This is a genomic window from Saccharopolyspora sp. NPDC002686 (genome assembly GCF_040295745.1).
Classification (GTDB): Bacteria; Actinomycetota; Actinomycetes; order Mycobacteriales; family Pseudonocardiaceae; genus Saccharopolyspora; species Saccharopolyspora oryzae.
The window spans coordinates 1-11,298 of sequence record NZ_JBEOVY010000261.1 but is presented as its reverse complement, the minus strand read 5'-3'; the positions used below and the strand labels follow the sequence as shown (position 1 = coordinate 11,298).

The following is an 11,298-nucleotide window of genomic DNA, read 5'->3' as shown; positions in this document are numbered from 1 at the left end:
GGCGTCGGCCACGGCACCGCGCACCGCGTATTTCAGCGTCGACGCACCGGGTTTCAGCGTCACGCGCATCTCGTCGCCGTCGACCTGCACGTCGCCGCCGCCGTCGACCGAGGCGTCGGAGACGGTGAACACCCGCTCCTCGCCCGGGCCGGTCGCCTGCCGCAGCGGCGTGCTCCGGGTCACGGGCGAGCCCTGGGGGACGGTGATCCGCTCGGTGACCGACACCAGCCCGTCGCGCTCCAGCTTGAGGTGAACGTCGCTGGACACGGCGTCGGACGGCGCAGCCGGTTGTGCTTGGGCCGCTGCCGTCGGGACGCCCAGCAGCGCCCCGGTCAGTGCGATCACCAGCCCCCATTTGGTCAACACGGCCCGAACGATATCCGCCCGAAGCTAAGCTCTGGTCCGCAACCGGCGAGATCGATTCGAGGAAGTTGGGGAGATGACGGCCCGGCGGCGGACCGCTGAGCTCGACTGACCGTCCACTTCAGATACACCGCGAGGAAGACCGCATGACCCAGCCGCCTCGGCCGCCGCAAGGACCGCGACCACCGCAGCAGCCGTGGCCGCCCCAGCACCCCCGCGGCGGGCAGCAGCCCCAGCGACCGCACGGTGCACCGCAGGGTCCGCAGGGTCAGCGCCCGCCGTTACCCCCGCCCGGAGTCCGACCTGTTTCCGGGCCGCCGCCGGTCGCGCCGCCCCCGACCGCTCGCCCGTTCCCACCGCAGGGCGCCGCTCCGGGCCCGCAGATGCCACCGATGCGGCCCATGCGGCCGCCGCAGCGCAAGAGCAACGCCGGGGTCATCGTCGCGCTGGTGCTGGTCGGCGTGACGTTGTTCAGCATCACCATGATCGGCGCGGTCGCCGCCGCGATCACCTCGGACAGCGCTTCGGACTACAGCAGCTCGAGCAGCAGCGAGGCCACGACGTCCGAGGAGAGCACGTCCAGCACGACCTCGAGCTCGAGCAGCAGCGAGACCACGACCTCGAGCAGCACCTCGGAGAGCAGCACCTACGAGCCGGAGGACCAGGTCCGGCCGGTGTCGCGGCTGGGCGACCACCCGATCAACATCCCGAGCAACGGCGCGGTGAACACCTCCTGCAACCTGCCGTCCTTCGACACCGACGTGCAGTCGCAGGACCGCTTCTACCAGGCCGCGCTGCCCTGCCTGATGGAGGCGTGGACCCCGCTGCTGGAGGACGCGAACCTGCCGGTCCGGATGCCGCAGGTGATCACCAGCGGTGACGACTTCGAAACTCCTTGTGGCACGCGGAAGTGGGACCAGACCGCGATGTACTGCCCGGGCAGCCACACGATCTACATGACCGCGCGGTACTACTCCGAGAAGGAGCAGCGCACCGATGCCGGCGCGTACCTCGGCCAGTTCGCGCACGAATTCGGGCACGCGGTGCAGGGCATGGCCGGGATCAACGCCGCCTACGGCGACGCCTCTTACGACGCGGGTGGCGGCGACACCGCGGCTGGCCTGGAGCTGACCCGCCGCTCGGAGCTGCAGGCGACCTGCTTCGAGGGTATGTCGCTGGCCGCGCTGCAGAACGGCGGGGTCAGCAACGACTACATCTTCCCGGCGCTGCAGGACTCCCGCGAACGCGGCGACGAGTACAACGCGCAACGCGACCACGGCACCATGAAGACCAACCAGGCGTGGATCGACCAGGGCTTCTACAAGAACGAGGTCGCCCAGTGCAACACCTGGCTGGCCGACCCGTCCGATGTGAACTGAACCGGGCGGACCAGTTTCGGGATCAGCGGCGGCCGAGCATCAAGCCGTAGCCGCCGCCCGCGACGCAAGCGAGGGTGAGCAAGATCCAGTGGGCCCGCTCCGCGAGTTCGTCGAGCGGTGAACCGTTCGCCGTGGCCGGGCGCACCACGACGTTCCCGGTCGCATCGGCCGGGACCAGCACCGGGAACTTCTGGCCGCGGCTGTGCCCGCAGCCGTCGAACGGGACGCGGCGGACTTCACCGCCGATCTCGACCTCGACCAGATCGCCCGCCGCCTGCACGCCGCACGGACGCGATTCGACGACGGTCGCCGTCGCCGGGCGCAGCTGCGCGCGTTCGCGATCAGCTGCCACCACCAGCGGCCACACGACCGCTCCCGCCAGGGCCGCGCAGAGCAGCCCCAGGACAAACAGGGTCGACGCGACCGACGCCGAACCTCGTCGCCTTCGCACGACTCCGATATTGCCAGGACTTCCGGCGGTGACCGCGGGTCGTCGCGGAATCACCGGTCGCAGCGGGAGATCACGGCTCCGCCGGGGTCACCTTCTTCACGTACAGCAGGCGGTCACCGGACTCGATGGCGTCGGCTTCCGGCGCGTCCACCCGGTACAGGTGCCCGTCGCGGACCACGCCGAGCACGATGTCGGACAGGTGCCGCGGCGAGCCGCCGACCTCCTGCTCCTCCACCTCCCGCTCGGCGATCGCCAAACCGGCGTCCGGGGTGAGCAGGTCCTCGAACATCTCCACCACGGACGGCGTGGACGTCGCCATGCCGAGCAGCCGCCCCGCCGTTTCGCTGGAGACCACCGCGGAGTCCGCACCGGACTGCCGCAGCAGGTGGACGTTCTCGGCTTCCCGCACCGCCGCGACGATCTGCGCCTTCGGCGCCAGCTCTCGCGCGGTGAGGGTGACCAGCACCGCCGTGTCGTCGCGAGCCGGGGCCACCACGATGGCCCGCGCGCGCGTCGCACCGGCCACCCGCAGCACGTCCGAGCGGGTGCCGGAGCCGTTGACGGTGACCAGGCCCTGCGCGGAGGCCGCCTCGAGCGCGGTGTGGTTGGTGTCGACCACCACGATGCGGCCGGGGTCGGCGCCTTCGCCGAGCAGCGCGGTGACCGCGGACCGGCCCTTGGTTCCGTATCCGATGACGACCACGTGGTCGCGCACCTTGGACCTCCAGCGTTGGATCTTGAACGCCTGTCGCGAGCGCTCGGTGAGCACTTCCAGTGTGGTACCGACCAGCACGATCAGGAACAGCACCCGCAGCGGGGTGATGACCACCACGTTCACCAGCCGCGCCGTATCGCTGACCGGCGTGATGTCGCCGTACCCGGTGGTGGACAGCGTCACCGTGGCGTAGTAGATGGCGTCGAGCAGGCTGAGCCCGTCGCCCGCGTTGTTGTCCTGGTAGCCGTCGCGGTCCAGGTAGACCAGCAGCACCGTGGCCGCCAGGGCGAGCAGGGCGCCGATGATGCGGCGGGTGATCGAGCGGACCGGGCTGATCGTGCTGCCCGGCATCCGGATCACGCCGACCAGGGCGTGGTCCGGCAAGCTGGTCAGCTCTTCCTTGTCCGCCGACCCGCCCAGGAACGGGTGCGCCAGCGCCTTGGCCCTGCTCCGCATCATGAACAGTGCTCCCCGACTTCGCGACCACTCACGGCGCAGAACAGTAACCCCGGGCACGAGCCCGGTGCGGAGCGGCACCCCGGCGCGGATAACGACTTCTGATCCGAAGCGGAAGACCAGGCCCCGTTTCCCGGGTTGGGCGTTCTACGATGCAGAAGTGCAGCAGCTCCAGCACGCGGCCCGCGCCCTGGGTTGGGACGGCCAGCTGATCCCGGACGTGGAGGTCCTCGGCGCGAAGTTCGCCGCCGTGGTGCGCATCCGCCAGGACGTCCACCAGTGGCGCAGTCGCAACGGCTGGGCGCCCGAGCTCAACCCGGCCTGGTTCCGCTCCTGGTCCGAGCCGACCACGCACGATCACGTGCCGGTCCCCGCCGTGGACCTGCTCGGCGCTCTGGTCCCGGTGGCCCATCCGCGCTTCGCGCTGCGCGCGTGCGGAACGCTCTTGACGTTGGCGCCGTGCGCGGTGGTGCTCCCGTCGAACCAGCCGTACCGCCCGCTGCGCATGCTCGAGCTCGACTACTACGGGGTGGGCGCGGTCAACGCGGCGCCCGGCGGCCCGGCCGAGCTGGTGATCCCGCCGGAGGACCGGACCGCGGAGTTCGGTTCGTCCCTCTTCGGCCGCTGGCTCCTGGAAGTCCTCTACTCCCGGCTCCTCGAGCTCCCCCAGCTGACCGAGAACGCCTGACACAAGCTCGTGAGCACTTTGGGGTGCTATAGCCCCACAAAGTGCTCACGAACCCCGATGCCAGCCGCAGCGCGATTTCGGCGGTGAGCAGCTACCGCGAGGCATGGCCGGCACCGCCACGCAAAAGGACCACTGGAGACAGAATCGATCAGGCCAGGACGTACTCGTGCCAGTTGAGGCCTTCTGGGTTCCAGCGCATTCCGTGGCCTTCCTTCAGCATTCGGAGGGCCTGCATCGTGTGGGGCCAGCGGCGGATCGCGTTGGCCAGGGCGACCGGGGTCATCAGGTCGGCCGTGCGGCGGTGCTCACCTGGTCCGAGGAGGGCGACTCCGCCGGGTGTGGAGATGATGTCGGTGAGCGCGGTCTGACCGGACAGGGCGGTCTGCTCGACGCTGAGGATGGTGTGCGGCTGCAGTTCTTCCGGCCAGGCGCGGCGGTCGATGTCCATGGCCACCGGCTGGTCGCAGGAGCCGCACTCGCACTGGAACTCGCTGGCCCAGCCGTGCTGCTTCCACGACCACACGGCGGCCGCACCGGTGTCCAGGTCGGACAGCGCGGCGACGTGCGGCCATGCGCCGACGACGGCGCTGAGCAGCGTCTTCTTCGACGGGCGCGGGGATTGGCCCGGGCCGTCGAAGGACCAGGTGCCGGCGTCGTCGCGGTGCACCCGCACCAGCGGCGCGCGCATCGCGAGCACCTCGGCGTCCACGTGCACTTCGGATTCCGGTGGGGCGCTGAGCTTCCAGTGCGTGTTCATCGCGGGCATCCTGTTCCGCCGCGCGGCGGCATCTCAAGCTCCGCCACCCGAACGTGTTACCGCCACTTGCATCACAGCGCGCTCGGTGGTCCGGGAATCCGGGAAGGTTCACCCCGCTTCGGGAACGGCGGTGATGAGGTTCCGGATGCCGTCGGCGTCGAGGAGGTCGGCCGGGCGCAGGGTGTGGTCGTGGCGGACGTAGTGGAACGCCGCGCGGACCTTCTCCAGCGGCGTGCGGGACAGCTCCGCCCACGCCAACCGGTAGGCCGCCAGCTGCACCGAAAGCGCTGGCACCTTGTCGCCGCCGGGCACCGCGCCGGTCTTCCAGTCCACCACCGTCCAGCCGCCGTCGGGGTCGCGGAACACCGCGTCCATCCGGCCGCGCAGGACGATTCCTTCGACCTGGGTCTCGAACGGCACCTCGACGCGGTGCGGGGTGCGGTCGGCCCACGTGCCGGCCAGGAACGCCTGCTGCAGTTCGGCCAGGTCCTCCTGCATCGGCGCGGATTCGTCGGCCGCGCCGGGCAGTTCGTCGATGTCCAGCAGCGCGGACGAGGTGAAGCGGTGCTCCAGCCAGGCGTGGAAGGCGGTGCCGCGCCGGGTCATCGGGTTCGGCGGGAACGGCAGCGGACGGCGCAGCCGGCGCGCCAGGCCTTCGGTGTCCCCGGCCAGTTCGACGAGTTGGCTCACCGAGAGGTGTTCCGGCAGCCGGACCTGTTCCCGCCGCTGCGCTGCCGCCGCCCGCTCGGCGAGCAGAACTTCGACGTCCCGGGCCCAGCCCTCCTCGTCGTCGTCCTCCTCGGACTCCAACGAGTCCACATCGGACAGTGCGGCGCGCACCAGCTCCGCGCCTTCGGCGACCGCTTCGCGGCGCGGGCCCAGCGGATCGATCGGCCATTCCACGCTGCGCACCGATTCGGCCAGCGGGTTCGGCGCGTCCTCCGCGGGCTGCGGCGCCACCTGGTCGAGCACCCCGACGTTGGAGCCGTTCAGCACCGCTGCCAGCTCCTGCAGGAAGATCGACGGCCCCTTCGGCCGGTCGCCGTTCTCGCCCCACCAGTGCCCGGAGAGCAGCAGCGTCCGCTCCGAGCGCGTGACCGCGACGTAGAGCAGCCGCCGCTCCTCGGCGATCCTCCGCTCCTCGAACTCCTCGTCGTGGATGCCCAGCGCTTCGGTGATCTCCTTGCGGTCCATCCCGGACAGCCGGTCGACGTCCAGCACCGGCAGGTCCTGCGCGTCGCCGCGCAGCTCGGCGGGCAGCGAGGTGACCGAGCGGAGCCAGGACGACGACTTGCGCTTGCCGGGGAAGACGTCGTTGACCAGGTGCGGAACGGCGACCACCTGCCATTCCAGGCCTTTCGCCGCGTGCACGGTCAGCACCTGGACGCGGTCTTCGGCGACCTCGACCTCGCCCGGTTCCAACCCGTCCTCGGCGCGTTCGGCGGCGGAGAGGTAGTCCAGCAGGGAGGACAGGGTGGCCGACGGGCTGGTCATGGCGAAGGAGGTGACCACGTCGGCGAAGGCGTCCAGGTGGATCCGGCCCGGGCCCACCGATCGCGCGAGGCTCTCGATGTCGAGCAGCAGGGTCCGCTCGACGTCGGCGACCAGTTCGGGCAGCGGTTGGTCGAGACGTCGCCGCAGGTTGGCGAGTTCGGTACCGAGCTTGCGGATCCGCTGGTAGCCGGCCGCGGAGTAGCGCGCGGCGTCGCCGGGGTCGTCGAGGGCGTCGACGAGTCCGGCCTGCTCGGCGTTCTCCCCCGGCAGCGCCGCGGTGACCATTGCGGACGGATCGTCGGACTCCGGTTCCTTGAACGCCTGCGCGCCGAGTTCGCGCGCCCGCTCCCACAGCGCGGCGATGTCGGCGGCGCCGATGCGCCAGCGCGAACCGGTCAGCAGCCGCATCGCGGCCGTTCCGGCCAGCGGGTCGACCAGCGTGCGCAGCGCGCTGACCAGGTCCCGCACCTCCGCTTCGTCGAGCAGCCCGCCGAGGCCGACGACCTCCACCGGCAGTCCGCGTTCGCGCAGCACAGCGGCGATGTCGGCCATGTCCGCGCGCCGCCGCACCAGCACCGCGGCGGTCGGGGGCGAGCCGCCCTCGTCCAGCGCGGCGTGCCACCGCGCGGCGATCTGGTCGGCGACCCAGTCGAGCTCTTCTCGGACGTGCTCGGTCAGGGCGAGCCGGATGTCGCCGGGTTCCGCGCCTTCCCGGGGGCGCAGCTCGTCCACTTCGAGCCCGATCCGGCGCAGCGGTTCGGACACCGCGTTGGCGACTTCCAGGACTTCCGCGGGATTGCGGAAGCTGGTCAGCAGCCCGTAGCGGCTGGCCGGTGCCGGGCGCCCGCCGTCGGTGCGCGGGAAGTCGGTGGTGAAGCGCGGGAGGTTCGCCGCGCTCGCGCCGCGCCAGCCGTAGATCGCCTGCGCCGGGTCGCCGACCGAGGTGACCGGCAGCTGGTCGCCCTGCCCGAACAGCGATCGCAGCAGCACCCGCTGCGCGTGCCCGGTGTCCTGGTACTCGTCGAGCAGCACGGCGCCGTAGCGGGCCCGCTCGCCTTCGACGACCTCAGGATGTTCGGCGGCCAGCAGCGCGGCGAGCGACATCTGGTCGGCGAAGTCCATCGCGCCTTCCCGCCGCTTGCTCTGCGCGTACTCCTCGACCAGCGGCAGCAGCGCGATCCGCAGCTGCTGCGCGGCGACGACCTTCATCAGGTCCTGCGGCAAGTTCGCGCGCTGCCCCTTCGCCCGCGGCGCGTTCTCGATGACCTGGCACAGCTTCTCAGCGTGGTCGCGCAGATCGCGCGGACTCACCAGGTGCTCGGCGAGCTCCCCCGCCAGCGCCAGGACGTAACCGGTCACAGTGGACGGAACCTTGTCGGTGTCCAGGTCCTCGGTCCAGGTCGCGACCACGCGGTGCGCGAGCTGCCACGAAGCCGTCTCGCTCAGCAGCCGCGCGCCCGGCTCGACCGGCACCCGCAGCCCGTGCTCGCCGACGATCCGCCCGGCGTAGGCGTGGTAGGTCAGCACCGTCGGGTCTTCGGTGAGCACGGTGGACCGCAGCTGCCCGCTCGGGTCGACTTCGTCCAGCAGCCCCGATCCGGCGAGCCGGCGCAACCGCGCGCGCACCCGGTCGGCGAGCTGCCGCGCGGCTTTCCGGGTGAAGGTCAGACCGAGGATGCGCTCGGGCGTGACCAGCTGGTTCGCCACCAGCCAGACCACCCGCGCGGCCATGGTCTCGGTCTTGCCCGCGCCGGCACCCGCGACGACCAGCGCCGGTTCGGCGGGCGCGGCGATGACGGCGGCCTGCTCCGGTGTCGGCGGGTGCAGTCCGAGCGCCTGCGCGATCCGATGTGGACTGACCATCGCCCGCTCGCTCACCTGCACACCCCCACTGCTCCGTCCCGCGCAATTTCCATTGAAAGCGAACCTTCGATTTCAATGGAAATTGCGGACCTCCGGCGCGTCGGGACACGACACGCCGGGACCTGTGGACGAAGGCACGCGAATTCAATGGAAATCGGACGTCCGATTTCCATTGAATTCGCGTTGCCCCGGGGCCGCTCGGTCATTGGGCGACCTGCCTACCTTCCGGTTGGACCGGGCAGCAGGTCCGGGCCGGGCAGCGGGAGCAGTCGGCGTTCTCCGTGGCCACGTAGGCCGGGCCGAGGCTGTCGGCCGCCGCCGTGTGCACCACGTCGAGCCACACCTTGATCCGCTCGTCGTCCAACGCCTCCTGGGTCCGCTCGGTGGCCGCACCCTTGCGGTCGGACTTCGCTACGTAGAGCAGCCGGGCCCCGCCCGGGGCGTCGTGCTCGCCGAAGGCGCCCAGCGCGGCGGCGAGCTGGTACACCGCCAGCTGCGGGTGTTCCTCGGCATCGCCCTTGCTGACCGGGTTCTTGCCGGTCTTGACGTCCACGACGACCGGACGTCCTTCGCCGTCGGCTTCGAGCCGGTCGACCCGACCCCGCAGCCGCAGCCACGGACCGCCGGGGCGGGCCGGGATCGTGACGTCGAGGTCCTTCTCCACCCCGATCTGGGTGAGTTCGGCCCGCGACTGCACCAGCCAGTTCACGAAGGCGTCGAGCATGTTCTCCACGCGCTTGCGCTCCTTGCGGGAGAACCACGGCGCACCGGCGTCCACCGAGTCCCACGCTTCGTCGAGCGCTTTGTGCAGCTGCTTGGTGTCCGCGCCTTCCGCAGCGGCCTGGACCAGCGCGTGCACCAGGGTTCCGGTGAGCGCGGCGAGTTCCGCGGTGTCCTGGCCGCCGTGCCGCTCCACCATCCAGCGCAGCGGGCACTTGGCCAGGATTTCCACAGTGGACGGAGACACGCGCACCGGTTCGTCGCCGGTCACCAGCGGTTCGGCCGTGGAGCTCTCCGGCAGCCCGTACCAGCTCTCCGGGCTGGCGCCCGGCACGTCCTCCGCCGCCAGCCGCGCCAGCTGCTTCGCCGCGCGCCGGCGCCGCTCCGGCAGCGCCTCCGGGTCGCACACGACCCGCCGCAGCTCGCCGACCAGGTCGGCCAGCGCCAAACCGCGTTCCGGCCGGGCGATCGGCCGCTCCACCGCGTCCGGATCGCTGTCCACGCCTTCGAGCTCGTCCAGGAACCGCGACGGCTGGTCGTCCTCGCCGCGCACCGCGCTGACCAGCAGGTTCCGCCGCGCCCGGCTGGCGGCGACCCGCAGCAGCCGGCGCTCCTCGGCCAGCAGCGGCGCGGTGGCCGACACCCGCTCGGAGTCCATCCCGGCCAGCACGTCGACCAACCGCTCCACCCCGAGCAGCGATCCGCGCAACCGCAGGTCCGGCCAGATCCCCTCCTGGATGCCGGGAATCGCCACGACTTCCCACTCCTGGCCGCTCGCGGCGTGCGCGGTGAGCACTTGGACGGCGTTGTCGCGGGGCGCGGTCGGTGCGAGCGAGCTGCCCGCGATCTGCTGGCTGGTCAGGTAGTCGGCGAAACCGGCGGCGTCGGCACCCGGCAACCGGTCGACGTACTGGGCGGCCGCGTCGAACAGCGACACGATGGCGTCCAGGTCGCGGTCGGCCTGAGCACCGACGACGCCGTGCCGTTCGGACTGAGCCACCCAGCGCTTCTCCAGACCGCTCGCCTTCCAGACCCGCCACAGCGTTTCTTCGACGCTGTGCCCGGCGGACACCGATTCGGCGGCCTTGCGCAGCAGGCCCGCGACCTTCCGGGCCGGCTCCGCTGCGGAGGCCTCGAGCGCGGCGAGCTGGTCGTCGTCCTGCAGGACTTCCACCAGCAGTTCACCGCTGGGCCGGCCACCACCCGAGGCCAGCTCCAGGCGCCGGAGTCCGCGCCGCAACCGCCGCAGCGCCAACGGATCGGCGCCACCGAGCGGCGAGGCCAGCAGCTCGGCCGCGGAATCCGGATCGAGCGCCTGCGGGCGCGCCGCGCAGCGCAGCAGTGTCAACAGTGGACGGACCGCGTTCCGCTGCGCCAGCGGGATGTCGTCCACCGGGAGCGCGATCGGCACGCTCGCGGCGAGCAGGGCGCGGCGCAGCACCGGCAGCGACAGACCGGTCGAGCGCACCACGACCGCCATCTGCGACCACGGGATCTCATCGATCAGGTGCGCCCGGCGCAGCTGATCGGCGACCCAGGTCGCCTCCTGCGCCTCGGTGGCCAGCAGCCGCACCTGCACCGAACCGTCGCGCTCGTCCTCGGGCTCGACCAGCTTGCGCTGCGGCCCCGAACCGGGCAGCCGCTCGGCCAGCCGCTGCACCGCTTCGCGGACCGCTTTGGACATCCGGTGGTCGATGGTCAGCACCTCGGTGCTGCCGCCGTCCGGATCGGAGTCCAGCAGGCAGCGCGGGTCAGCGCCGCGGAACGAGTACACGGCCTGGTCGGGGTCGCCGGCCAGCACGAACTCGGTGGCGGTGTCGCCGAGCCGCCTGATCAACCAGTACTGCTGCGGGTCCAGGTGCTGGGCGTCGTCGACGAACACGTAGCGCACGCGGTCCTGCTCGGCGGCGAGCAGCTTCGGATCGGTGTCGAAGGCCAGCAACGCCGAACCGACCAGCTCGGCGGCGTCCAGCGCGGGAGCCTGCGAACCACCGGCGCCGCGCAGCAACGTGACCCGCTCGTACTGCCGCGCGAACTTGCCGGCGGCGATCCACTCAGGACGGCCGTGCTGACGTCCGAGCGCCGCCAGCCGCTCCGGACCGACACCGCGCTCCGCGGCGCGCAGCAGGAGGTCGCGCAGTTCTTCGGCGAAGCCGGGCACGGTCAGCGCCGGACGCAGCGGTTCCGGCCAGTCCTCCGCACCGATCTCCACGTCACCGGCCAGCAGGTCGCGGATCAGCGCGTCCTGGTCCGGGCCGTTGAGCAGCTGCGGCGGCGGCAGCTCGTCGCGCGCCGCCTGCAGGCGCAGCACCGCGAAGGCGTAGGAGTGGACGGTCCGGACCAGCGGTTCGGGCGCGGTGCGCAGCTCGGTCGACGAGCCGGTGAGCAGCCGGGTGATCTCGGGGCGCATCC

Annotated in this window: 7 protein-coding genes and 1 pseudogene; 2 read left to right on the top strand and 6 right to left on the bottom strand. The window is 71.7% G+C overall.

Features of this window, described 5'->3' with window-relative positions; translation table 11 throughout:
- Positions 1 to 366 (bottom strand): annotated as a pseudogene (locus ABTZ89_RS27830) (DUF2207 domain-containing protein); the annotation flags it as partial.
- Between the two features lie 389 nt (positions 367 to 755).
- On the opposite strand from ABTZ89_RS27830, the gene ABTZ89_RS27825 reads away from it, so the two are divergent.
- On the top strand, positions 756 to 1,742 hold the full coding sequence (locus ABTZ89_RS27825) for a neutral zinc metallopeptidase (RefSeq protein WP_351050074.1): 987 nt from the start codon (positions 756 to 758) through the stop codon (positions 1,740 to 1,742).
- Positions 1,743 to 1,764: 22 nt separating this feature from the next.
- On the opposite strand, the gene ABTZ89_RS27820 is transcribed toward ABTZ89_RS27825, so the two are convergent.
- Positions 1,765 to 2,193, bottom strand: a complete 429-nt coding sequence (locus ABTZ89_RS27820; RefSeq protein WP_270950268.1) for a hypothetical protein — start codon at positions 2,191 to 2,193, stop codon at positions 1,765 to 1,767.
- Between the two features lie 70 nt (positions 2,194 to 2,263).
- Positions 2,264 to 3,259, bottom strand: a complete 996-nt coding sequence (locus ABTZ89_RS27815) for a potassium channel family protein (protein WP_408641872.1) — start codon at positions 3,257 to 3,259, stop codon at positions 2,264 to 2,266.
- Positions 3,260 to 3,524: 265 nt separating this feature from the next.
- Here ABTZ89_RS27815 and ABTZ89_RS27810 point away from each other — a divergent pair, with 265 nt between their 5' ends.
- Positions 3,525 to 4,052: a hypothetical protein gene (locus tag ABTZ89_RS27810; protein ID WP_270950270.1), complete on the top strand. Its 528-nt coding sequence runs from the start codon at positions 3,525 to 3,527 to the stop codon at positions 4,050 to 4,052.
- A 148-nt stretch (positions 4,053 to 4,200) separates the two neighbouring features.
- Here ABTZ89_RS27810 and ABTZ89_RS27805 read toward each other — a convergent pair whose 3' ends face one another.
- The 3 genes from ABTZ89_RS27805 to ABTZ89_RS27795 all read right to left on the bottom strand — a co-directional run.
- Entirely contained in the window at positions 4,201 to 4,809 is a 609-nt protein-coding gene (locus ABTZ89_RS27805; protein ID WP_270950271.1) for a hypothetical protein, read from the bottom strand.
- A gap of 108 nt (positions 4,810 to 4,917) precedes the next feature.
- A complete protein-coding gene (locus tag ABTZ89_RS27800; protein WP_351050077.1) occupies positions 4,918 to 8,166 on the bottom strand; it encodes an ATP-dependent helicase in 3,249 nt (1,082 codons plus the stop codon).
- 202 nt (positions 8,167 to 8,368) lie between these two features.
- A partial coding sequence (locus tag ABTZ89_RS27795) for an ATP-dependent helicase (RefSeq protein ID WP_351050069.1) occupies positions 8,369 to 11,298 on the bottom strand: 2,930 nt, incomplete at its 5' end.

Bases quoted from the DNA above. Each gene is read 5' to 3' on its own strand.
- ABTZ89_RS27825 (WP_351050074.1), top strand. From the start codon at position 756: ATGCGGCCCATGCGGCCGCCGCAGCGCAAGAGCAACGCCGGGGTCATC.
- ABTZ89_RS27815 (WP_408641872.1), bottom strand. From the start codon at position 3,259: ATGCCGGGCAGCACGATCAGCCCGGTCCGCTCGATCACCCGCCGCATC.
- ABTZ89_RS27805 (WP_270950271.1), bottom strand. From the start codon at position 4,809: ATGAACACGCACTGGAAGCTCAGCGCCCCACCGGAATCCGAAGTGCAC.
- ABTZ89_RS27800 (WP_351050077.1), bottom strand. From the start codon at position 8,166: ATGGTCAGTCCACATCGGATCGCGCAGGCGCTCGGACTGCACCCGCCG.